At 51.5% G+C, this 23373-nt stretch carries 23 protein-coding genes (1 of these 23 running past the window's edge); 11 read left to right on the top strand and 12 right to left on the bottom strand.

The window, feature by feature from the left end; translation table 11 throughout:
• Positions 1 to 379 precede the first annotated feature (379 nt).
• A complete protein-coding gene (locus KHQ09_RS13435) occupies positions 380 to 2227 on the top strand; it encodes a peptidoglycan L,D-endopeptidase MepK (protein ID WP_213598732.1) in 1848 nt (615 codons plus the stop codon).
• Positions 2228 to 2293: 66 nt separating this feature from the next.
• Here the strand turns inward: KHQ09_RS13435 and KHQ09_RS13430 are convergent, their stop codons facing one another.
• Both KHQ09_RS13430 and KHQ09_RS13425 read right to left on the bottom strand, forming a co-directional pair.
• On the bottom strand, positions 2294 to 2932 hold the full coding sequence (locus tag KHQ09_RS13430; protein ID WP_116088801.1) for a 2-dehydro-3-deoxy-phosphogluconate aldolase: 639 nt from the start codon (positions 2930 to 2932) through the stop codon (positions 2294 to 2296).
• A 53-nt stretch (positions 2933 to 2985) separates the two neighbouring features.
• Positions 2986 to 3609 carry an N-acetylmuramidase family protein gene (locus KHQ09_RS13425; RefSeq protein WP_213598730.1) on the bottom strand — a complete coding sequence of 208 codons (624 nt, stop codon included), beginning with the start codon at positions 3607 to 3609 and terminating at the stop codon, positions 2986 to 2988.
• A gap of 237 nt (positions 3610 to 3846) precedes the next feature.
• Between KHQ09_RS13425 and trhO the strand changes: the two genes are divergently transcribed.
• From trhO to KHQ09_RS13395, 6 genes are all read left to right on the top strand, one after another.
• Positions 3847 to 4770 (top strand): oxygen-dependent tRNA uridine(34) hydroxylase TrhO, encoded by a 924-nt coding sequence (gene trhO, locus KHQ09_RS13420; protein WP_022709717.1) that lies wholly within the window; start codon positions 3847 to 3849, stop codon positions 4768 to 4770.
• Between the two features lie 113 nt (positions 4771 to 4883).
• On the top strand, positions 4884 to 5639 hold the full coding sequence (gene modA / locus KHQ09_RS13415) for a molybdate ABC transporter substrate-binding protein (protein WP_420801482.1): 756 nt from the start codon (positions 4884 to 4886) through the stop codon (positions 5637 to 5639).
• Positions 5640 to 5655: 16 nt separating this feature from the next.
• Positions 5656 to 6336: a molybdate ABC transporter permease subunit gene (gene modB / locus KHQ09_RS13410; RefSeq protein ID WP_213598726.1), complete on the top strand. Its 681-nt coding sequence runs from the start codon at positions 5656 to 5658 to the stop codon at positions 6334 to 6336.
• Positions 6333 to 7457: a molybdenum ABC transporter ATP-binding protein gene (modC, locus tag KHQ09_RS13405; protein WP_213598724.1), complete on the top strand. Its 1125-nt coding sequence runs from the start codon at positions 6333 to 6335 to the stop codon at positions 7455 to 7457. Before modB ends, modC begins: the two co-directional genes overlap by 4 nt.
• Positions 7458 to 7494: 37 nt before the next feature.
• Complete coding sequence (locus tag KHQ09_RS13400) at positions 7495 to 8181, top strand: GNAT family N-acetyltransferase (protein WP_213598722.1); 687 nt, start codon at positions 7495 to 7497, stop codon at positions 8179 to 8181.
• Between the two features lie 4 nt (positions 8182 to 8185).
• Positions 8186 to 8413: a hypothetical protein gene (locus KHQ09_RS13395; protein ID WP_213598720.1), complete on the top strand. Its 228-nt coding sequence runs from the start codon at positions 8186 to 8188 to the stop codon at positions 8411 to 8413.
• Here the strand turns inward: KHQ09_RS13395 and KHQ09_RS13390 are convergent, their stop codons facing one another.
• From KHQ09_RS13390 to KHQ09_RS13380, 3 genes are all read right to left on the bottom strand, one after another.
• Positions 8414 to 9535, bottom strand: a complete 1122-nt coding sequence (locus tag KHQ09_RS13390) for a nickel/cobalt transporter (protein ID WP_213598718.1) — start codon at positions 9533 to 9535, stop codon at positions 8414 to 8416.
• Positions 9536 to 9609: 74 nt separating this feature from the next.
• Positions 9610 to 10287: a DUF1007 family protein gene (locus tag KHQ09_RS13385; RefSeq protein ID WP_213598715.1), complete on the bottom strand. Its 678-nt coding sequence runs from the start codon at positions 10285 to 10287 to the stop codon at positions 9610 to 9612.
• 88 nt (positions 10288 to 10375) lie between these two features.
• On the bottom strand, positions 10376 to 11296 hold the full coding sequence (locus KHQ09_RS13380; RefSeq protein WP_213598713.1) for a LysR family transcriptional regulator: 921 nt from the start codon (positions 11294 to 11296) through the stop codon (positions 10376 to 10378).
• Between the two features lie 773 nt (positions 11297 to 12069).
• Here KHQ09_RS13380 and KHQ09_RS13375 point away from each other — a divergent pair.
• The 3 genes from KHQ09_RS13375 (at position 12070) to gndA (ending at position 15578) form a co-directional block, all read left to right on the top strand.
• Entirely contained in the window at positions 12070 to 13200 is a 1131-nt protein-coding gene (locus KHQ09_RS13375; RefSeq protein WP_213598711.1) for a type III PLP-dependent enzyme, read from the top strand.
• Positions 13201 to 13395: 195 nt separating this feature from the next.
• The gene (locus KHQ09_RS13370; RefSeq protein WP_213598709.1) at positions 13396 to 14013 is read left to right on the top strand and encodes a GNAT family N-acetyltransferase; all 618 of its coding nucleotides are present in this window, start codon (positions 13396 to 13398) and stop codon (positions 14011 to 14013) included.
• Positions 14014 to 14159: 146 nt separating this feature from the next.
• Positions 14160 to 15578, top strand: coding sequence for an NADP-dependent phosphogluconate dehydrogenase (gene gndA / locus KHQ09_RS13365; RefSeq protein ID WP_213598707.1), 1419 nt, complete (start codon positions 14160 to 14162; stop codon positions 15576 to 15578).
• A 55-nt stretch (positions 15579 to 15633) separates the two neighbouring features.
• Here the strand turns inward: gndA and KHQ09_RS13360 are convergent, their stop codons facing one another.
• The 4 genes from KHQ09_RS13360 to KHQ09_RS13345 all read right to left on the bottom strand — a co-directional run bounded on the left by KHQ09_RS13360 (position 15634) and on the right by KHQ09_RS13345 (position 19707).
• On the bottom strand, positions 15634 to 16695 hold the full coding sequence (locus tag KHQ09_RS13360) for an ABC transporter ATP-binding protein (protein WP_213598705.1): 1062 nt from the start codon (positions 16693 to 16695) through the stop codon (positions 15634 to 15636).
• 3 nt (positions 16696 to 16698) lie between these two features.
• Positions 16699 to 17502, bottom strand: coding sequence for an ABC transporter permease (locus KHQ09_RS13355; protein WP_213598703.1), 804 nt, complete (start codon positions 17500 to 17502; stop codon positions 16699 to 16701).
• Complete coding sequence (locus tag KHQ09_RS13350; RefSeq protein ID WP_022709618.1) at positions 17499 to 18401, bottom strand: ABC transporter permease; 903 nt, start codon at positions 18399 to 18401, stop codon at positions 17499 to 17501. Before KHQ09_RS13350 ends, KHQ09_RS13355 begins: the two co-directional genes overlap by 4 nt.
• A 202-nt stretch (positions 18402 to 18603) precedes the next feature.
• The gene (locus tag KHQ09_RS13345) at positions 18604 to 19707 is read right to left on the bottom strand and encodes an ABC transporter substrate-binding protein (RefSeq protein ID WP_022709617.1); all 1104 of its coding nucleotides are present in this window, start codon (positions 19705 to 19707) and stop codon (positions 18604 to 18606) included.
• A gap of 702 nt (positions 19708 to 20409) precedes the next feature.
• On the opposite strand from KHQ09_RS13345, the gene KHQ09_RS13340 reads away from it, so the two are divergent.
• Positions 20410 to 21219 (top strand): helix-turn-helix transcriptional regulator, encoded by an 810-nt coding sequence (locus tag KHQ09_RS13340; protein WP_213598701.1) that lies wholly within the window; start codon positions 20410 to 20412, stop codon positions 21217 to 21219.
• A gap of 49 nt (positions 21220 to 21268) precedes the next feature.
• Here KHQ09_RS13340 and KHQ09_RS13335 read toward each other — a convergent pair whose 3' ends face one another.
• The 3 genes in view from KHQ09_RS13335 to KHQ09_RS13325 are tightly spaced (each overlapping or abutting the next) and all read right to left on the bottom strand, a layout consistent with a single transcriptional unit that may run on beyond the window.
• Positions 21269 to 21715 carry a Fur family transcriptional regulator gene (locus tag KHQ09_RS13335; RefSeq protein ID WP_075656960.1) on the bottom strand — a complete coding sequence of 149 codons (447 nt, stop codon included), beginning with the start codon at positions 21713 to 21715 and terminating at the stop codon, positions 21269 to 21271.
• Positions 21715 to 22584: a metal ABC transporter permease gene (locus KHQ09_RS13330; RefSeq protein WP_420801481.1), complete on the bottom strand. Its 870-nt coding sequence runs from the start codon at positions 22582 to 22584 to the stop codon at positions 21715 to 21717. Before KHQ09_RS13330 ends, KHQ09_RS13335 begins: the two co-directional genes overlap by 1 nt.
• Positions 22535 to 23373: the 3' portion of an ATP-binding cassette domain-containing protein gene (locus KHQ09_RS13325; protein ID WP_213598697.1), read on the bottom strand. Its footprint extends 55 nt past the window's final position; the window shows 839 of its 894 coding nt (coding positions 56–894); its start codon lies beyond the right edge, outside the window; it ends in the stop codon at positions 22535 to 22537. The genes KHQ09_RS13330 and KHQ09_RS13325 overlap by 50 nt, the downstream gene beginning before the upstream one ends.

The following is a 23373-nucleotide window of genomic DNA, read 5'->3' as shown; positions in this document are numbered from 1 at the left end:
ATCCGGTAAATTTTATGTGCTTAAGGCCTATTATACTGCTGAAATATTATATGAATTTTCTGATTGGTGTTCTTTGTTTTTCAGGTGCCGGAAACCTCGAAATATCGCATTATTTGTTCTGAAAATTAAATATTTTCAATCAGATGGTGCATATATGCCACAGAGTGCTGTTTGTGATGCTGGGCGCGTGTATAGATAAAATCATGCTTCCTCAGGTTGTAAAACCTGTTCATAAACTCTTTACCATGATGGAAAGTCCTTCCCGAATGCGTTTTTTTTGTCATGCTGAAAACTCATTGTCTGTTCAATAAGTGTCTATTAACCATTAAATCCGATATTCATCTGAATAGCGTGACTGTAAACGGTAAGGCATTCGAAATTGGAAAACAGCAAAACATCTAAACTGGCGGGCTGGGCAGGCAGAGTTTTTAAACTCAGCGCGCAGCTGGCACTTGTTTTCACGGCTGTTACAGCTTTCGCGCCGTCTCAGGCTGCAGCCGAAACCCGTACACTGAAGCTGCATTTTGTGCATACCGGTGAACGTGCAGAAATCACGTTCAAGAAAAACGGCCGCTATCTGCCGGATGGTTTGAAGAAGCTGAATGTCTTCCTGCGCGACTGGCGCCGCAACGAGCCGACCAAGATGGACCCGCGTTTGTTCGATCTGGTCTGGCAGGTCTATCAAACCGCCGGCGGCCGCGATTATATTACTGTTGTTTCCGCCTATCGTTCGCCGGCGACGAACTCCATGCTGCGTTCGCGTACCCGCGGCGTTGCCAAAAGCAGCCAGCATACGCTCGGCAAGGCGATGGATTTTTTCATTCCGGGTGTTCCGCTGAAAAAGCTGCGTGACACCGCGCTGCGCTATCAGATCGGCGGCGTTGGTTACTATCCGACTTCCGGTTCGCCGTTTGTGCATCTTGACGTCGGCAGTGTGCGTCACTGGCCGCGCCTGAGCCGCCGCGAATTGCTGGCTGTGTTCCCTGACGGTAAAACTATTCACGTTCCGACCGATGGCAAGCCATTGCCGGGTTATGAACAGGCGCTTGCTGCCTATGAAGCCCGTAAGGCCAATGGCGGTACAATCCAGATGGCTTCTGCCAAGCCGAAGAGCAAATCTCTGTTCGGTATGTTGTTTGGCGGCGGTGCGGATGAAGAAGAAGATAATGGTGAAAGCTCCGGTCGTGCTGTAGCAACTGCCCGTCCGGCACGTACAGCACCTGCTGCCGCGGTTCCTGCCCGTCAGGCTCCGGTACCGGCAGTGCCGAACCGTGCTGTACCTGCACAGCCTGAGCCTCAGGCGCCGCAGGAAGCGTTGATTGCTGCTTTGCCTGCCCGCGATGCACCGGTACCGTTGAATGCACCGCGCCCTTCGGCCGGTGTGGAAATGACACCGGATGCACAGGCGGCGATGGCTTTTGCTGTGCCGGTTCCGGTGAAGCGTCCGCAGTCGGAAGCCGAAGTGCTGCTGGCTATGGCACCGCCACCGCCGAATACACTTGAAGCGCAGGCTTTTGCGGGTGCCACAGGTGCGCCTTCCGTACCGGCTCAGCCTGCTAATGACCAGATTGCCGCGCTGGTTGCAGCAGACACAACTGCAAATACCGGTGCTATGCTGAGCGGATATGTGCCGGTTCCGGTACAGCGTCCGCAGGGTGCAGGACAGGCGATCAATACCGTTCTGGCTGCTGCTGTTCCGGCAACGCGCCCAACCCAGGCTCAGGAAGTCTCCGTTGCCCGTGCTGAAGCCGGTCAGGATGCGATTGCTGATCTGCTGAGCAATAGTGACCACACTGCATCTATTCCTGCTCCGCGTCCGCAGGCTCAGGAACAGCAGGTGGCTATGGTTATGCCACAGGATACACGCAACAGCCGTCCGTCCTCCCGTCCTGTCGTAAACAGCGAGAATACTGCCGCAGCAACTGGTGCTGACGCTGTACGGACAACCGCCAAAGCCGGTCGCTCAGATCGCCCGGCATCAAAAGCGGCTGCCAATGCAGTGCTGCAGCCTGCCGATGCCGCGACAGAAGTTGCGATTTCGAATGAGCCTGTAGCCAAGGTTGTACCGGTGTCCAATCCGGTTCTGCGGAACGATGCCATGCGTCAGGCACCAACCGTTGTTTATACCGCTGGCTTCCAGAAAGACCTGCCTGCCGGTAATGCAAACCGCTTTACAGGCAATGCTGTGACTTTCATTCCGATTGCTAAATTCTCTAAGATCAACTGATCGGTACAAGAATGAAAAAAAGGGAGCTTTGAGCTCCCTTTTTTATTGCCTGAATTTTAATGTTGATCAGGATTTGAGCGCGGCGGCTGCGGCTGCCAGCGCTGTAATTTCATCCCATTTTCCATCATTGACCAGCTCTTTCGGAGCAATCCATGAGCCACCGATGCACAGCACATTTGGCAGGGTGAGATAATTCATGGCATTGCTGAGGCTGATGCCGCCTGTCGGGCAGAAGAAAGTACCGGCAAGCGGGGAAGACAGGGCTTTAAGATAGGCCGCGCCGCCTGCCTGTTCCGCAGGGAAAAATTTCACATGAGTATAGCCGCGCTCACGCAGGCTCATCACTTCGCTTGCTGTTGCGCAGCCCGGCAGCAGAGGGACAGGGCTGTTATCTGCGGCTTTCAGAATGGCATCTGTTACGCCGGGGCTGACGATGAATTTTGAACCGGCGGCGACAGCCTGCTCATAATGGGCAGCATTGAGGATGGTACCGGCGCCGACAATGGCTTCCGGCACATCTTCTGCCACGGCACGGATAGCATCCAGTGCCGCGCTGGTGCGCAGGGTAATTTCGATGGCAGGCAGACCGCCTTTTGCCAGAGCGCGTGCAAGTGGCACGGCATCTGCTGCTTTATCAATCAGCAGAACAGGGATGACGGTTTGTCCCGTCATGACGGGAATCAGGCTTTCGGTTTTCTGCGACATCTCACCCTCGGAATTATTGTTATAATCGATTTAACGTTCCGAAGATATTTTGTCTATGCTGTTCGTTGATCAGGGGGAGTGAAGGCGGGAAACAAGGGCTGATACAGCGCATAGTTTTGAGCCAGTTTCCGGTCATAGCGGTTTTTGGCATAGAGCGGGCCGTTATAGATGTATGCGAATTTCTGCCAGTCGTGCTTGTTCAACACATCCCGCAGATTGCTGTAGACGATAAAGCGGCTCATCAGTTCAATCTGCTCCGGCGCGGCGCTGCGTACGGTTTCAACCATTTCAGCAACGGACACATAACCGAGCCAGTGCCAATGGGCACCCATAACTTGTCCTATACCCCATGATGTGGATTCATAAGCGGCATCGCAGTTGATGCGGCAGGCTTTGTCCAACATTTGCCAGCGCTCCGCCTGGCCCGCCGGATTGGGAATGGCACCGGCACGGGGAGAGGAGAACTTCAGCGCTCTGGCCTTTGCCTGATCGGCAGGGCTGAGGCGTTTATCAAAATAATGCCCCTCAAAACGGATCAGTGGTTCATCACGTCCATTGATGCGCGTGGTGACAATGCCACTGCTTTCTGTCTGTGCGACAGCGACAAGGGCTGCGGGATCGAGATGATGCGCTTGTCCCGCTTCTGAAAACAGCATTCTGATTTCTGCGCGAAACATGGCACTCTCTCCTGACCGATATAACCCGTTGCACTGTGTCATGCGTAGTGAGAGCGGGGATAGATTGTCGCCACGTGGCAGCAAAATTTTGGCGCTGATCTTGAAATTGACCCGCAGCGGCGTTAGAGCACGGGCAGGCAGATTAATCTGTTTTCGACTGTCTGATTATCTTCAGGGTGGTCAGGCGGAATATCACGGCAGCGCCTTTGCGAGGCGACCAGCTATTGAGGTTTATTTATGTGTGAAGCACATTTCACTGTTGCTGCGCTTTATTGTTTTGCGCGTTTTCCGGATTTTGAAGCCTATCAGGCACCGCTGACTGAGCTTTGTGATGAGCAGGGTATCAAGGGCACTTTGCTGCTGGCTGCTGAAGGACTGAATGGCACTGTTGCCGGAACACAGTCCGGCATTGCCGCGCTGATTGCTTTCATTGAAGCTATTCCTGCCTTGCGTGAGCAGAATATTGAACTGAAATATTCAACAGCTAGCCAGATGCCGTTTAACCGCATGAAAGTCCGTCTCAAGAAAGAGATCGTGACCATGGGTGTGGACGGGATTGATCCGTTGCAGAGCGTCGGCACCTATGTGCAGCCGCAGGAGTGGAATGCGCTGATTGATGATGAGAACACGATCCTCATCGATACGCGTAATGATTATGAATATGCCATCGGCACTTTTAAAGGCGCGATTGATCCGAAGACCAAGACTTTCCGCGAGTTTCCGCAATGGGTTGAAGACCACCGCGACGAGCTGGAAGGCAAGAAAATTGCCATGTTCTGCACCGGCGGTATCCGCTGCGAGAAGGCCACGGCTTTTGTAAAAGGTCTGGGCTTTGATGATGTTTTCCACCTCAAAGGCGGCATTCTGAAATATCTCGAAGATATGCCTGCGGAAGATACACGCTGGGAAGGTGAATGCTTCGTTTTTGACGAGCGTGTTTCCGTTGGTCATGGTCTGGTAGAGGGTGATGTGGAACTCTGCCGCGCTTGCCGTAATCCGGTCACGCCTGAGGGCAAACTGTCGAAATTCTATCAGGAAGGTATTTCCTGCGACACTTGCTATCACGAGCGCAGCGATGCTGACCGTGCCCGTTATGCGGAACGTCAGCGTCAGGTTCTGCTGGCGAAAGAGCGCGGTGCCAAGCAGCATATCGGTGACTGATTTCTAGTCCGTCCTCATTTGCAAAAGGCTCTCCCTTCGGAGAGCCTTTTTTATTTGCTTGAAGCATAGGGCAGGAATCGATATGCATGATGGAATATAATGATTGGAAAATATTGAGGGATATCATGATCAGATTTGTTGTTGCACTTGGCTTGCTTGCCGGAACTGCTCTGCCAACCTTAGCGGCAGAGAAGATTGTTGTGTTTGCTGCGGCCAGCATGAAAGATGTGATTGATACAGCCGCAGAGAAATTTAAGGCTGAAAACGGTGCGGAAGTAACAGCGTCTTATGCGTCTTCCTCTGTATTGGCGAAACAGATCGAAGCCGGTGCACCAGCCAGCATTTTTATCTCAGCCGATCTCGATTGGATGGATTATGTGCAGGAACGTAAGCTGATCGATAATGACAGCCGCGCTGTGATCGCCGGTAATGCGCTGGTTATCGCCGGCGCCAAAGGTACAAAACCGGCAGAAGCTGCGGAAATCCTCAAAGCCGGCCGTTTCTCGATGGGCGATCCGTCAAATGTGCCTGCCGGCAAATATGCCAAGGCAGCACTTGAAAAACTCGGCATTTGGGGTGATGTGTCTGCCAATGCGGTCTTCGCGGAAAATGTGCGCGTAGCGCTGCAATATGTTTCCCGCGGTGAAGTGAAAGCCGGTATTGTTTATGCATCGGATCGTGCACAGGTGCCTGAACTGACAGAAGTTTACCGTTTTCCTGCGTCCAGCCATGCGCCAATCCTTTATCCTGCGGCACTGGTCGGCAAGTCTGATGAAAACTCCAAGGCATTTCTTGCATTTCTGCGCAGTGATGCCGGACAGGCAATCATTGCCGATAAGGGCTTTGTGCCTGCGGCAGAAGCAAAATAAGGCTCTGATCTGACTGATGGCAATGCCGGAAATGGAAATTATCGCTTTGTCTTTGAGGATAGCAGGGCTTGCTATCCTCGGAGCTTTGCCGGTTGCATTTGGTTTTGCGTGGATACTGGCACGCTATAATTTCCCCGGCAAAAGCCTGTTGCAGGCGGTACTGACAATGCCGTTGGTGCTGCCACCGGTAGTAACCGGTTATTTTCTGCTGGTGCTGTTTGGCACGCGCGGCGCTATCGGAAGTCTGCTTTTGCAATGGTTTGATTTTACCTTTGCTTTCCGCTGGACAGGGGCGGCTTTGGCTGCCGGTGTGATGGCGCTGCCATTGCTGATCCGCCCGATACGGCTGGCGATTGAAAATATCGACAAGGGCTTGGAAGAAGCTGCCCGCACTTTGGGTGCAGGGCGCATCAAAGCCTTTATGACTGTGACGCTGCCTTTGCTGATACCGGGCATTATTGCCGGTAGTGTGCTGGGTTTTGCCAAGGCGCTCGGCGAATTTGGCGCTACAATTACTTTTGTCTCGAATATTCCGGGCGAAACGCAAACCTTGTCGCTGGCGATTTATGCGCTGATGCAAACGCCGAGCGGTGATGCCGCTGCCCTGAAGCTTATTCTGGTTTCCGTTGTGCTGTCTGTGTTGGCGGTGGTGCTGTCCGAATGGTTGCAGCGCCGGTTGAGCGGAGCTGGCAAATGACACATAAAATCAGCTTCAATACCCTTGATTTCAATGTAAAAGGCGGCAATGGCGGGTTTCGCGTTGAGGCGGCCTTTCGTGCGGAGACTGGCGTTACAGCATTATTCGGTGCGTCCGGTGCCGGTAAAACCACTTTGCTGCGCATGATTGCCGGAACGCTGCGCCCTGAGGAAGGGCGCATTGCCGTTGGCAATCTGGTGCTGTTTGACAGCGCCAGAAACATCAATCTCCGACCTGAAGAACGCCATATCGGCTATGTCTATCAGGATGCCCGTCTGTTCCCGCATCTCAGTGTTTTGCGCAATCTGACCTATGCGCAATGGGCGGGTAAACGTGAGCCGGAGCGGAAGGTTGAGGAAATAACCGAACTGCTCGGCATCGGCGCTTTATTGCAGCGCAAGCCGCATCAATTGTCCGGCGGTGAGAAACAGCGTGTGGCGATCGGGCGGGCATTGCTGTCCGCACCGCGCCTGCTGCTGCTCGATGAGCCGTTATCGTCGCTGGATCATGCGCGGCGTCAGGAAATTTTACCCTATCTGGAGCGTCTGCGTGACGAGAGCGGGCTGCCAATTGTCTTTGTCAGCCATGAGGTGGATGAAGTCGCGCGGCTGGCGGATACGCTTGTGCTGCTGGAGCAGGGACGGGTACGGGAAAGCGGTTCAGTGTTTGATATTTTCAGCCAGATTGATGGTACGGGCGATACGACAAGTGTGCTTTTGCAAGGGGAAGTCACCCGCAGTGATGATGCCTATGCCATGGCTGACATTGCCATTGGCGGGCATAATTTTCAGCTGACAGATCATGCATTGCAATCGGGGATGAATGTGCGTCTGCGTATCCGCTCGCGCGATGTGTCTCTGTCGCGTTTTGCGCCGGTGGATATCAGTATCCGCAATATTTTTCCGGTAACGATTGTTGCAATCTCAACCGATGACGGACCGTTTGCGGAATTGTGCCTGCAATTGGGTGATGTGCAATTATTGTCCCGTATTTCGCGCAAATCTGTGCAGGATCTCAATCTGAAAACCGGTGAGCAGGTTTTTGCACTTATCAAAGCAGTGTCGATAGATCGCAGTGCCGCAAGACTGCAGCAAAACGAAATCAGTTTGCAATTAGCATAAAATATGGTCATTTCTTCAGGTTAAGAGGAGAGTGATTATGCAGGACTTGTCTGGGTGGACACCTTGCCCTTTGCCGGAGCGCAAAGTTCTTGAAGGGCAGTTTGTGCGGCTGGAGCCGCTGAGTGTTGAAAAACACGGGCAGGGGCTGTTTGAGGTGTCCAGCGTTGCCGATGCGGACAGCCGTTTCACATGGCTGTTTGATACGGTGCCTTCAACTCTCGAAGAGATGCTGCCATGGCTGGAGAAATCCGCCGCAAGCCAGACGACCATGTTTTTCGTCACGATTGACAAGGCGACAGGTAAAATTGCCGGTCGTCAGGCGCTGATGCGCATTGATGCCGAGAATGGCAGTATTGAAATCGGCAATGTCTATTGGGGGCCGCTGATTTCACGCAAACCGGCTGCGACCGAAGCCCAGTATCTGTTCATGCAATATGTTTTTGATGAGCTCGGTTACCGCCGTTATGAGTGGAAATGCAATAATGACAATCTGCCGTCAAAGCGTGCGGCGGAGCGTTTCGGTTTTCAGTTTGAAGGTATTTTCCGGCAGCATCTGATTGTTAAAGGTAAGAACCGTGACACGGCATGGTATTCGGTGATCGACAGCGAATGGCCTGCATTGAAACAGGCCTACCAAAACTGGCTCGCTCCTGACAATTTTGACGCGAACGGACAGCAAATCAAAAAGCTGGAAAGCTTCTATGCCGATACAGGCCGGAGATAAGCGCATGGCATCCCCACAGCAGAATAAGAAGGATACGCGCAATTCCGCTATAGCCGCCGCACTGATTATGGTGGTTTTCGGCGCGCTGTTTTATTCCATGCCGATCATTATGCTGGCGGTCGGGCCTTACAGCCATGTGCTGGCGGCACTGATTGCAGTTGTCTTTGTGATGGCCTTTTTTGTGGTGTTCTGGCTACGGGCAAAATCACAGCGAAAACACCACAAAGATTGATCAGCTGAGAGCAGCAATCAGCAGAAGCACGCCGGTCAGAATGATGAATAATGCAGCGGCGATTTCAATTGCCGTTTGCAACCGTGCTGACATCAGCGGATTCTTGACCAGGCGCAGCGCCGTATTCTTAGCCGTGACAGCCAGAGTTGCCAGCAAGGCTACGGTGATGAAAGTACCGAATGCCATGGCAAAGGCAGAGAGAATACCGCCCAGCATCAGACCGTTGAGCATTGAGAATGTCAGCACAATGATCGCGCCGGAGCAGGGGCGTATGCCGACGGCGATAATCGCTGCCCATGCGGTTTTCCAGTTGAAATCACCGCTCAGAGTGGACGGATCGGCCAGATGACTGTGGCCGCAGGCTGTGCAATTGGCACCATTCCCTGAAAATTCATGGTCAAAGACGGCCGGCTTTGCATTGGCAGGCTGATATTTAAGCCGCATGGACGTGTTCAATGCCGATGGTTTTTGTGTTGCCGAGGCTGAGAGCGAACCTTGCCAGACGGGAGCCGGTGCAATTGTTTCAACCGCTATTGCAGGGACACGTTGTGGCTTTGAGCGAAGCTTGCGGAAGATGATATAAATACCGCAGAGAATAACCAGAACATAGCTGGCTATTTCCATGCCGCGCCCTGCTTTTCCCATTGAAATGCCGATACCACGCAGCACAAACCATGCCATACCGACCAGAAAAATAGCGGACAGCGCCTGCAAAACGGATGAGATGAAGGAAAGAAAAATTCCGCGTCGCAAAGCTGTTTCATTGGCAATCATATAGGATGAGATCACCGCTTTGCCGTGGCCGGGGCCGGCGGCATGCAAAATACCATAGAGAAAAGACAGGCTGACCAATGTCCATGCAGCCCATGGATCATCCTTCATCGCTTTCAGCGCGGTGGTCATCATCAGATAGAAGCGTTTTTGCTCGGCATTAATCCACAATATCAGCTTTGCAAAAGGACCCGTCGGCTGCAATGTGACTTCACTCGCACCGATGCCTAATGAAGACTGCGCCCATGCCTGACTGTGAAGCACAAATAACAGGCAGGTGCATATGGTCAGCAGCAAAGCACAGGCTCTTAACGGGGGCAGGGTAAGAGTGTGTTGCTTTGCGTGATTCATACCGGAATGCCTCTGATGATATAACGTAACAAATTTGAATTTTGGCCAATCCTTATGTGCTGGCCGGTGGCTTGTTATTTACAAGTGATTTCTATTCGGGTTGCGAAGAATTTTGACACGTCATTGGTCATCGCCGCTGCTTCGTCGAAGAATGCCTGTGTCAGACTTTGCTGGTTTTGCGCAAGCGCCTCATCGGGATCAGGGCGCACAACAGCAGAACTGCAGCCGGATGGCATGCCCTTCACCACCAGATCTTCGTCTTTCAGATAATCAATTGCCGTATAGAAAGTCGGGTCATAGACGCCGAAACTGACTTTATGACCGGGTTCCAGTTTCAGCGGTTTTTCCGGCTTGCTTTCAAACAGGACGATCAACTGATTATCCGGCAGATCGGCAATCAGATGCTCGGGTTTGTTCATGGCAATATCTTTGCCATCCTGTGTAACCGTCTGAAAATATTTATACTCGGCAATAGAAGTGTCGATTGTTGTGCTGAGTTCATTCAACTCGGCGCTGTCGAGTTTCAGCGTGCCTTTCTTGTCAAATTCCATCAGGACGGTCGATGAAAACAGATCATCAAATCGCCAGACATGCGCCAGTTTTTCAACGGAACCATCCGGTGTGATGGTGATTTCCAGCCTTGCTTCGGCAAAAACATGCGGATGCGCTGATGCTGCGACAACACCCAGCCCTGTCATGAGACAGGTCAGGCCGAGGACATTCAGTAAAGACTTGTTTTTGCTGCTGGTCATGGAAACGAAAATCACTCTTTTGAGCGGTCAATGCGGTTCGGAATTTGGAGAATGAGTGAGGCAAAACTACGACGACAGTCTACGGGTTTTACGCCTCGTCATTGGTCAGCTCTTTGCACGGATTATCTTTGAACCATTTGGCGAGATAATCGACCAGCAGACGCACTTTGGCAGGCAGATAGGTACGGTGCGGGTAAACGGCATAAATGCCGCCGTCATTGAGCATGAAATCCCGCAGTACCGGTACAAGTGTGCCTTTATTCAATTCGCCATCGGCAACAAAACGCGGCAGAACGCTGAAGCCCAGACCTTTGACAGTCGCTGCCATCGTGGTGAGCGGGCTGTTCACTTCCAGCGGACCGCGAATGGCGACTGTCATCATCGAGCCGTCCTGATTGCGGAACTGCCAGTTATTGCGGGAACGGCTGTTGGTATCAATGATGCAAGGCATTTCACGCAATTGCTCCGGTGTTTCCGGCATGCCCAGCCGTGCGATCAGATCAGGTGAGGCACAGACAACAGTGTGAAATGCGCTCAGTCTTTTGGCGATCAGCGATGAATCCTGCAAGCGGGTGATGCGGATGGCAAGGTCAAAGCCTTCCTCAACCAGATCAACAAAACGGTCATCAAGGTGGATATCGAGCGCAATCTCCGGATGATCTGCGCAGAAATCAATCAGTGACATGCCCAGTGAGGCATCAGCAAAGCTGCGCGGTGCTGTCAGTTTGATCTTGCCGCGCACATCGCCGCTGCTCTCGGAAATAGAGTCTTGCAAATCATCCAGCTCGCGCAAAATCTCCGTTGCGCGGTGATAATAAGTGTGGCCGCTCTCGGTAAGCGAAAATTGCCGAGTTGTACGGTTCAGTAGCCGCACGCCCAGATCATCTTCAAGCTCGCGGACATATTTGGACAGAAGGGCTTTGGAGCGACCGATTTTGCGTGCTGCGGCGGAGAAACCTTCGGCCTCCACAACATCAATAAAAGCACGCATCCGTGTGAGTGTGTCCATAAGCTCTGCCCTCCAGATCAGCGACTAAACCGCACCATATATCGCGATCCTGAATATTCAAAATGTCTCAGAAATATCAAAGTGATTCGCTGCATTGCAATCAATAAGACACCTGTTTTTATCATCTACATAAAGCACTGCGCCGTATTTTGAATAAAGAAGTGATTTATTAACCAAAAAAAATCAAACCGGCGCAAATTTGTCATTGTGTGGACACATAAATCATCTTATATCGCGCTTGCCCAAAGTCGCACGTGCCTGTGGGTGTCCGCCGGTATTCTGAATGGAGAATAGACCGGTACGGTAACCTGGACCTAACCGCTCCAGTTGATCTGATGGCCAACCATGGATCAAGGACACCTTGAAGCAACGACGGTGCGGGCCTTTCTGGTGTCTTCCGGCTCTCCACAGGTCGGGAACTCAAAGAGGCACACCCTCATTGCCCTAAGTGCGGAACCGGGTTTTTCCCATTCCAAGCCAAGGCAGACAAAGCGGAAAAACGCTAAATTCAGGGCGTTGATCCATCTGCATATGTATTTGTTCCGTGTTTCCTGCATCTCCAAAGGCCGGTTGCGCGAAGAGCTGATTCATATTTGCCGTAAGGCAGTTTGTCCCTCTGATGGCTTTTGATGCGTGTATGCGCAGGTATTTGCTCATCAGTCCTTTGAAACCATGCTCAACCTTGTGCGGCAAACGCACGGGGGCAGGCTTTCGCATCGCAAATGATATGAAGATGCGGCTTTTTACTGCTTATTGCAGTTCAGGAGATCAGGATGGCTACACAGCGCATTATCGACTTTCTCGCCACCCGACGTCCGGAAGGCCCTTGCCTTGTCGTTGACCTCGACGTTGTGCGTGAAAATTATGAACATTTTGAAAAGGCTCTGCCGGCCTCGCGCATTTTCTATGCGGTAAAGGCAAATCCTGCACCACAGATTCTGTCGCTGCTCGCCTCCATGGGCTCGAACTTCGACACAGCTTCGGTTGCGGAAATTGAAATGGCACTCAATGCCGGTGCAACACCTGACCGCATTTCTTATGGCAATACCATCAAGAAAGAGCGCGATATTGCACGCGCCTATGAATATGGCATTCGCCTCTATGCTGTTGATTGCGTTGCAGAAGTGGAAAAGGTTGCCCGTGCGGCTCCTGGTTCCCGCGTGTTCTGCCGCATTCTCGCTGACGGTGAAGGTGCTGAATGGCCGTTGTCGCGCAAATTCGGCTGCGTTCCGGAAATGGCTGTTGATGTGCTGCGTGCAGCCCATCAGCTGGGCCTGGATGCCTATGGCGTATCGTTCCATGTCGGTTCACAGCAGACTGATCTGACCGCTTGGGATCGTGCTCTGGCCGATACCAAAGGCGTGTTTGATCTTTTGGCTAAAGAAGGCATCAACCTGCGCATGGTCAATATGGGCGGTGGTTTCCCGACCCGTTATCTCAAAGATATCCCGACCGCACAGGCCTATGGCGAAGCTATTTTCGACGCGCTGAGCCGTCATTTCGGCAATCGTCTGCCGGAAACCATTATCGAGCCAGGCCGTGGCATGGTTGGCAATGCCGGTGTGATCAAAACCGAAGTGGTTCTGGTTTCCCGCAAAGCCGACAATGACAATCGCTGGGTCTATCTCGATATCGGTAAATTCGGCGGTCTGGCTGAAACCATGGATGAAGCGATCCGTTATCAGATCGTGACTCCGCGTGACGGCGATATTCTGGAGCCTTGCGTTCTGGCAGGCCCGACCTGTGACAGCGCCGATGTGATGTATGAAAAGGCACCTTATCCGCTGCCGGTCTCGCTGACCATTGGCGATGAAGTGCTTATCGAAGGCACCGGCGCTTACACAACGACCTATTCAGCTGTTGCGTTTAACGGTTTTGAACCGCTGCGCTCCTATGTGATCTGATACTGATATGCGTCTCGTCAGGGGCGCATATTCAGCCTCACATTGCGAATGATACCGGTGAAGAGATTTCACCGGTCTTGTCACATAAGATTTTTGCTTTGTGCTTATCCTCATACATATGTGTGAGGAAACAATACCCTTTACCGCTTTGTTTTAGCGCATTTGCCTCACGCAAATGCTTTAAGGTTCACGCTGATGTCTGCTTCTTCTGTTGCGGCCGGAACCACGGCTGAATTGTCAGCCGCGCAAATCACTGCTCCGGCACCGGTCTCGTTTAGTATTGCTCATGAAACGCCTGCGGACAGCAGTGCACGTGGGGCTTTGCTCGACCGTGTGATGGGCGAGGGACGCAAGCGCAAATCATCGGAAAAGCTGCGCCGTAAACGCGTGCCTGCCTATGGGCTGGCATTGATTGCCCGCGATGCGGATGGCGTGATGATCGGCAGTGTCCGGCTCTGGCATATTTCTGCCGGTAAAAAAGCCGGCGGAGAAGCTGTGCCTGCTTTGCTGCTGGGGCCTTTGGCGGTTGAGACAATTTATGCGGGGCGGGGTGTCGGCGCTGCCTTGATGCGTCAGGCTATTCATAATGCGCAGGCGCTTGGTCATAAGGCGATTTTGCTGGTTGGTGATCCTGAATATTATGGCCGTTTCGGTTTTACCGGCAATAAAATGGCTGATCTGGCTATGCCGGGGCCTGTGGAACGTCACCGTTTTCTGGCACTGGAGCTGGAAGAAAACTATCTGGATGGTGCATCCGGCGTGCTGACTGCTACCGGCAAGCTGATTGCTGACCGTCAGGCCATTGCTGTTTAAATATAGCGGAATTTAAAGAAAAATAACCGGTTTCAGCTGTCAGTCTCTGCTTTCAGTTGAAACCGGTTTTGAATAGCATACCTATATAGAACGAAGAATTATGCTCCGGCTATTTTGCCGGATAGTTCACATATAGGGAAAACAGAATGCAACTGGCAGATATCGGACTGATCGGGCTTGGCGTCATGGGTTCTAATCTGGCGCTCAATATTGCTGAAAAAGGATATCGGGTTGCAGTTTATGACCGTGAAGCGCCGGTATTAGAAAAGTTTTATGCTTCCAGCGGTGCGTTGCAGGAACGCATTATTCCCTGTGCGACTATGGAGCAGCTCAGCCAGAATCTTGCCAAGCCGCGTCCGATTATAATGCTGATTAAAGCAGGCAGTCCCGTTGATACGGAAATGGCCAAGCTCAAGACCTTTCTGGAAAAAGGTGACATCATCATTGATTCCGGCAATTCTGATTACCGCGATACGGTGCGCCGTCTGAATTCACTCGGCGAAAATGATCCGACTTTTGTTGGTATGGGCATTTCCGGTGGTGCGGAAGGTGCGCGTAACGGTCCGTCCATGATGGTGGGCGGTACGCCTGAAGCCTATGCGCGGATTGAGCCGATACTGGATGCCGTTGCCGCCCGTTATAAAGGCGAACCATGCAGTGCCCGTATGGGGCCGGATGGTGCGGGGCATTTCGTCAAAACCATTCATAACGGTATTGAATATGCCGATATGCAGATGATTGCGGAAATTTATGGCATTTTACGTGATGTTTGCGGCTTGAAGGCGGAAGAAATCGCGCCGATTTTTGCAAAATGGAATACAGGCGCTCTGAATTCCTATCTCATTGAGATTACGGCAGAAGTGCTGAAAGCGCTTGATCCTGAAACCGGAAAGCCGGTGCCGGATATTATTCTCGATGCTGCAGGACAAAAGGGTACCGGACGCTGGGCGGCGATTGAAAGTCAGTTTCTCGGTGTTCCGGCGACAGGTATTGAAGCGGCAGTTGCTGCACGCTCAATCTCCTCCCTGATTGCGCAACGACAAAAACTGGCAGATGCCTATGACGAGCCGGTGCAGACAGGATTGATCAAGGCGGATCAGGCTTTTATTGACGCATTGGAGCAGGCTTTGCTGGCCGCAAAGATTGCGGCCTATGCGCAGGGCTTTGCGGTGATGGCCGCGGCTTCACAAGAGCATCAGTGGAACCTGCCGCTGGCAACGATTGCACGGATCTGGCGTGCCGGTTGTATTATCCGCTCACAGTTTCTGGATGAAATTGGTGAGGCTTTTGCTGTGGGTGAGGTGGATAATCTGCTTCTGGCGCCTGCATTTGTTGAGCAAATGAGCGTGGCTGCCCAAAGTCTTCGTCAGGTTGTGGCTGCCGCGGTGACTGCCGGTGTGCCGGTACCGGCACTGAGCTCTGCGATCAGCTATTTTGACGGGTTCCGCCAGAAACGCGGTTCAGCCAATCTGATTCAGGCGCAGCGTGATTTCTTTGGGGCGCATGGTTTCAAAAGAATCGACAAAGACGGCGATTTCCACGGTCCTTGGGGTGACGGACTGTAATTGCTGCTTGCGCAAGACAAGGAAAAGGCCGGAACATCAGTTCCGGCCTTTATTTTTATTTGCCCAGAACCAATAAATCCTGCGCAGCAAAATGGACAGTGATTTTGTCACCATGTTGCGGCGGGCGCACCGCCGGATTGTTGAAACTGTCGAAAGACAGCTGATTTGCACCCAGTGTTACACGGGTACGAATGACTGAGCCTAAGAAGTGCACATCCTGCACAATGACTTCAACACTGCTGTCGCGGGCAGGGGAGGCATCAAGGCTGATGGTTTCCGGCCGCAGAGCCAGAGTGACCGCATCACCTTTGCTGTAAGATGCCAGTGATTGCGGCACGGTGATAGTTGTGTCGCCAAGATCAGCTTTATTCTGCTGCGGGTCTGCCACACGGGCTTCCAGCATATTGAGCGTACCAACGAATGATGCCACGAAGCGCGTTGCCGGACGGTTGTAAATATCAAACGGTGTACCGATCTGATCCGCTTTGCCTTCATGCATCACTACGATCCGGTCGGAAATAGACAGTGCTTCTTCCTGATCGTGGGTAACAAATACGGTTGTGATACCAAGCTGGCGCTGAATGGCACGGATTTCCTCACGCAATGAAATACGGATTTTCGCATCCAGTGCTGAGAGCGGTTCATCGAGCAGCAGAACCTGCGGTTTGGTTGCCAAAGCACGGGCAAGGGCAACACGCTGCTGCTGGCCGCCGGACATCTGATAAGGGAAGCGGTCTGCCAGATGTTCAAGGCGGATCAGTTCCAGCATTTCCTTAACTGTTGCATCAATCTCGGCCTTTGGTTTGCCTGAAACCCGCAAACCAAAGGCAACATTCTGCGCCACGGTCATATTCGGAAACAGCGCATAGGCCTGAAAAACCATGCCGATATTGCGCTTGTTCGGCTTGAGATCGACCACATCCTGACCGTTGATCTCGATCACGCCCTGATCAGGTGATTCAAAACCGGCAATCATACGCAGAACAGTGGTTTTTCCGCAGCCCGATGGCCCGAGAAACGAGACGAACTCACCTTTCTCAACTGCCAGACTGAAATCATGGACAACAGTATTGGCGCCGAAGCTTTTTTTGAGATTATTGATATTGAGAAAAGCCATGACTTAATTGCCTGCTGTCTTAAATTTGGAGAAGCGGGTGACAAGCTGGAGCATAATCATGCTCAGCCATGTAATGCCGAAGGCAATGATTGCCAGTGCTGACGGTTCATAAGCGCGGTTCGCACCGACAAGCTGCAAATAAGGGCCGAAAGCCGGACGATTGAGCAACGAAGCCAGCGTAAATTCACCGATAACAATCGCAAAGGTAATGAACGCACCGCTCATAACGCCGGAAAGCACATTCGGGAAAATCACCTTGAACAGAATGGTCGGCCAGCCTGCGCCCAGACTTTCCGCGGCTTCTGTCAGCGTACGAACATCAATCGTGCGCATGGCCGTATCAATCGAGCGATACATATAAGGCAGCGCCAGTGTCACATAGCCGAACATCAGCAGAATATCGGTTGCCCGTGTCGAGCCGGTAAATGGCAGCCATGAGGACGAGTTATAAATCCGCAAATAGCCGAACACGATAACAATCGCCGGAATAACCAGCGGCATCAGCGTGATAAATTCAATGACGGGACGCAAGTAAGGCATACGCAGACGCACCCAATAGGCGGTCGGTACCACCAACAGCACGCCGAAAATAATCGTCATGATTGCCAGCATGATGGAATAGCCGAATGTCGCCTGAAAATTCGGGTCGGTCAGCACCACACGGTAAGCGTCAAATGAATATTCACCACGACGCATACGCAGGGAAAATTCAAACGTACCGATCAGCGGAACCACAAAATAAATCGCGCCGATCAGAAAGGCGATCCATGCGCCGAGGGTTTTTGGAACGAAATATTTCAGTTTCATTTCTGCCACCGTTCTGCACGCATGCGCAGCCAGATATAGAGCAGATTGGAAATGCCGGTAATCAGGATCATGCCGAGTGCCAGCGCATAGCCAAGATTCTGATTGTGCAGAACATCACCGCGAATCTGCGCATAAAGCAGGATCGGCACGATATTCAGCGAAGAGCCGGTCAGCGCATAGGCCGTGGCAATGGCACCAAAAGCATTGGCGAACAGCAACAGGCTGGTGCCGAGCAGGCTAGGCCAGAGAATCGGAAAGGCTACCATGCGCCAATATTGGAATGTTGTGGCACCGAGAATCGATGAAGCTTCACGCCATTCTTTTTTCAGACCGTCCAGAGCAGGGGTGAGGATCAGCACCATCAGCGGAATCTGGAAAAACAGATAGGTCAGTGTGAGGCCGAAAAAGCTCAGCAGGTTAAAGCCGGTGGCGTAGAGGTTAAATCCGAACCATTCGCGCAGCAAAATCGTGACAAAGCCGGTGCGGCCGAGCGTGGCAAGAAAGGCGAAAGCCAGTGGTACACCGGCAAAGTTGGATGCCACGCCGGAGAATGTGAGTACAGTCGGACGCAGAAAACGGGGCAGTTTACCCAGCACAATCGCCCATGCCATGAACGAGCCGATCACAGCGCCACCCAAAGCGGAGGCAAAGCTGATTTTGATCGAGACCCAATAGGCGCTCATAATGCCGGGTTCAAACAGATCTATAATATTTTGCAGGGTGAAATTACCCTGACTATCCTGAAATGCACCGACAACCAGATACATGGTCGGCCAGAGCAGAAACAGAATTGCGAAGGCGAAAAACGGGGCAACACCGAGCCACTCTAAAGGCAGACGGCGCTTGGCGCGTCGCACAGGGGGCGTGTCAGATGTTATGCCATTACTGGACAGGCTCATATGATTTTTGCTTTTTATCGTCTGCGTCGGTGATGGCTTCCGCAGATTGAGGTGCTGAAATCTGCAGGCATACAGCAATGTTCAGATTGCGGTGCCGGCTGAGTTATTTTTTATGATGATATGTGTCGTATAAAAATGCAAATTGCAAAACCTGTTACGGGCGGGTGTTGCCGCCCGTAACAGCAGCATTCAGCTGTTCAGCTTACTGAACATTCGCGCCGACTACGCTATCCCAGTTCTTGGTGATGACAGCCTGAGACTTGTCAAGTTCTTCCAAGGTCGGGAAGACAGCTTTCTGGTAAGCTTCTGCCGGTGGCAGCTTGTCGAGCAGTTCCTGAGGGATCTTGCCTTCTTTTGCCATGGCGTTGAAGCGGATCGGGTGGCAATAGCCTTTCAGATAACCGATCTGGCCTTCATCGGAATAGAGATGTTCCATCCAGAGTTTGGCTGCATTTGGATGTGGTGCATAGGCGCTGATGCCCTGTACATACACACCGGCTACAACACCGGTTTTCGGAATGATAACTTCAACTTCCGGATTGCCGTTCAGCGTATCGCGGTCTGCCAGAGCATTATAGTCCCAGCGGATAACGATAGGGGTCGAGCCCTGTGCCAGTGAAGCAGCCTTGCCGATGACAGGTACAAAATTACCGGCCTTGTTCACGTCACGGAAGAATTCCAGACCCTTCTGAGCTGCTTCTTCACCCGGCTTGCCGCCGAGAGAAAGACCGGCTGCATACACACTCAGGATTGCCTGTGTGGATGCACGCGGATCGCCGGAATGTGCGACCGCATTGGCAAATTCAGGCTTGAGCAGATCAGCCCAGTCCTGCGGTGCATCTTTGATAATGTCTTTGTTTACTTCGAAAGCCAATACGCCGTAATAGTCGCCGTACCAATAACCTTCAGCATCTTTGGCATCATCAGGGATCGAATCCCATGTCGATACTTTATAAGGCTGGAGCAGGCCGTCTTTTTTCGCAGTGGTGCCGAAGGTAAAGCCGACATCGATCACGTCAGGCGCCTGAGGGCCTTTATTGTCTTTGTTCGCTTTGATCGCTTCGATTTCATCGCCGGAGCCTGCATCCGGATTCAGTTCATTGACCTGAATGCCGTATTTGTCTTTGAAGCTCTTGATGATTTCACCATAGCCGCACCAGTCATGCGGAAGGGCGATTGTGGTCAGCTGACCCTCTGCTTTCGCGGCGGCGATCAGTTCTTCTGACGGAGCAGCCACGGATAATGTGGTGCCGGCAAAAGCGATCGCTGTTGTCAGGGACAACAGCCGTGTTGTTCTGTTAAGCATTGACATACTCCCCTTAAAGCTACGGGAGGCCTGCTTTCAGGCATCCTCGCATTTTTTCGATAGGCGCGTCATATGAAAGTACCATGACAGCTATCGTTTTTCTTTATCCGGGCAGAAGTGAACCATGTTTTTTTATCGCAATCAATTGAATGTTGCAGTTTAGAGAGAAGGAAATGAATAAAAAACAACAATATACTTAATCTCTTGAATATATTGATTTTTATCGGATGATAATCCGGCTGCGCGGCGTGGTTCTGAATATCAGAAAGGATTCATAGGCTTAGCCGCAAATGTCGCTAACCGGATAGTATGAGCGGGCAATTAGTTGGTAATTGTGCATTGTGACAAAAACATTTTAATAAAATAACTGTGCCGGATAATGAGATTCTGTTTGGCGATGAGATGATTTTAATTTTAAGGCACTGATTTTTAATTATTAAGTTCTGCAGAAGAGTGTTTTAGGCCGGTTTCCAGAAGGAGGATGACCGGAGATTCGTCGCAGCGGATCACTGTTGTTTTATCTTATTTGCGTCATCGCGTTGAAATAGTATTTTTGCTGCATTCATGTCTTAGTTGAGAAGAGGCGCGCAAATCATGTGCGTTTATTTTCGAATCATTTTCATATTCGCGCGTTTTTATGCGCTTTAATTTTTATGTTTTCATTTCGCTGATTATTACAGGTGTTTAAAACGGAATTTTTTCATGGAATTTGAATTTATCCATTTCCCGGAATTTCAAAACAGTTTCTTTGGCAAAGAATATTGTTCATCTATTCTGGAAACATATATCGCCGTTCGTAAAAAACTTTCCTGCAAGCATATTACGCATATTACGCCTAAGCATGCGGATGCGGGCATGGCTGATAATATCAAGACTGTGGTGTCGACATTTCCGGCAGACTGGATCGTGAATTACGCTGCAAAAAGTTATTTTGATATTGATCCGCTTTTTCATCAGAAATGGTTTGATCCCGAGCTGCCTCATAGTGTCAGCATTACAGAGATTTACAGTCACAAACAAAATACACCGGCATTGCAGAATTATGTCGATGATTTGAGAGCGCATAATTTTGGCGATACATTTATTATGGTGACACAGCGGCTGAATGGCAGCGGGGATGCCCATACTATTTATGCGTTTGATACGAAAAAGGGCAAAAACAACCTCAATGCCGAAGACCTGATCCGACTGCTGGAAAAGGATTTTTTACAGGCGACTGCGCAATTACATGAATCTGTATTATCCGCGGTGAGCGACTATTCATCACAAAAGAACGAAGTTCAGTCGCTGGTTTCTCTGACGCCACGCGAGGTTGATTGTCTCAAATGGGCCGCACGTGGAAAAACTGACGGTGAAATTGCTGAAATTCTCAGCATCGCCCGCTGGACAGTGGTGACCTATCTGCAAAATGCCAAGATCAAACTGGGTTGTGCCAACCGCACATCTGCAGTGGCGGTGGCGATGTCGCTCGGCATTATACCTTTGCCGGATACATCGCATTTACAGGGTTGATTTGCAAAAACACCCCGCATTTTTGTGCGGGGTGTTCTGTTGTTCCTGATTAGTTATGCGCGCAACTTGCGCACAGACCGCGAATTTCCAGAGTGGTTTTCGTTGGATGAAAATGGTTCTTCTGCGTCCAGTGCTGCACGCAATCTTCGATTTCCGGCTCAGAAAATTCCGAAGCTAAACCGCATTTATCGCAAATGGCAAAAGCTGCGATACCATGCAGATGGCCGTGCTCATGGTGGTGCGGATGGGCGCAGGCAATAAAAGCATTCAGGCTTTCAAGGCGATGGATCAGGCCGTATTCCAGAAGCTTGTCCAGTGCGCGATAGACTTGCAGCGGTGCGCGAAAACCTTCTTCGCGCAACTGGTCGAGAATTGTATAGGCGCTGAGCGGGAACTCAGCCTTTGCAAGCGCTTCCAATACGAGATTCTGATTGCGTGTGAGTTTCGGAGCGCGCGCTGCCGCAGATGCAGTTCCTGTATGCGTATGAGCGGTCATTATGAAGTCTCCTTATCGCGCGCAACCGGCAAAGATGCTTTGAGTTTTTGCCATGGGAGCAAGCTTATAACAAAAAACACCACAGAAGCCACGACTATGGATGGTCCTGACGGCGTGTCATAATTCAAAGAGCCGAAAAGGCCGGCAATAACCGAGCAGGCACCGATAAAAGCCGCATAGATGGCCATTTGCTCCGGTGATAATGCAAAACGGCGTGCCGTCGCTGCCGGAATAATCAGCAGGGCGGTAATCAGCAGAATGCCGACGATTTTCATAGCAATGGCAATCAGCAGCGCCAGCAAAATCATAAACAAAGTGCGGTGCAGTTCCGGTTGTAGGCCTTCAGCCTGCGCAATATCTTCACTGATGGTCGCTGCCAGTAGTGGTCGCCAGAGTTTAATCAGGCCCGCAAGGATCAATGCGCCACCGGCATAAATGGCGATGAGATCTGAAACGGATACAGCGAGAATGTCGCCGAATAGCAGTGACATCAGATCAAAGCGGATCCATGTCATGAAGGCGACAAGCACCAGTCCGAATGCCAATGTGGCGTGGGAGAGTATGCCCAGCAATGAATCGGCTGAAAGTGAGTGGCGTTTTTGCAGGACAACCAGCAGCATCGCGATGCTAAAGGCGATCAGAAAGACGGAAATCATAATATTCAGGTCAAACAGCATGGCAAGGCCAACACCAAGCAATGCAGAATGAGCCATCGTGTCGCCGAAATAGGCCATGCGTCGCCATACAATAAAACAACCGATAGGGCCGGTAATTAAAGCGAGGCCGATACCGGCAAGCATGGCGCGGATAAAGAAGTCATCAAGCATGATTGTGTCCACCGCTTTGGGAATGATTATGGTCTTCGCAATGCTCATGATGATGGCCGTCATCATGGTGACAATGATCGGTTATCGTACCGTCTGCATGTTGTACCCGTCCGTCAGCCAGATGGGTGTGGTCATGATGATGTGTGTAGACTGCAAGTGATGGCGGAATTTCCATGCCGCGCGGAGTGCGCAATCCGAAAAGTTTTGCATATTCAGGGCTGGCGGCCACATCAACCGGCGTGCCGCTGCAACATATATGCCCGTTCAGGCAGACAACACGGTCTGTTGCGGCCATAACAATATGTAAATCATGGGAGATCATCAGAACACCGCAACCGGTCTGATCGCGGAATTTTGCAATTTTCTCATAAAGCTCGGCTTCACCGGCAAAATCAACACCCTGCAGCGGTTCATCCAGCACCAGCAAGTCCGGTTTGCAGGCAAATGCACGGGCAAGCAGCACACGCTGAAACTCGCCGCCCGAAAGATGGACAACTTGTGCTTTGATGAGGTGCGGAATACCTGCGAGTTCCAGAGCTGCTTCGATTGCTTCTTTTCTTATAGGAGCAGTCATGCGGATCATGCGCTCAACTGTCAGCGGCAGGCTCGGATCAATCGAGATTTTTTGCGGGACATAGCCGATGGTCAGGGATTTTTCGCGTTTCACCGCGCCTTCATCAGGCTTATGAATGCCCAATGCCATTTTGGCGGTCGTGCTTTTCCCTGAGCCGTTAGGGCCGATGAGCGTAACAATTTCACCTTTATGCAAGGTGAGATCAATGTTGCGGACAAGCCAGCGACCGTTCCGCTCAATCCCTGCATTTTCAAGGC

The sequence above is a fragment of the Pseudochrobactrum algeriensis genome (genome assembly GCF_018436245.1).
Taxonomy (GTDB): Bacteria; Pseudomonadota; Alphaproteobacteria; order Rhizobiales; family Rhizobiaceae; genus Pseudochrobactrum; species Pseudochrobactrum saccharolyticum.
The sequence above is the reverse complement of the archived record's forward strand: the minus strand, read 5'-3'. Positions and strand labels throughout refer to the sequence as shown.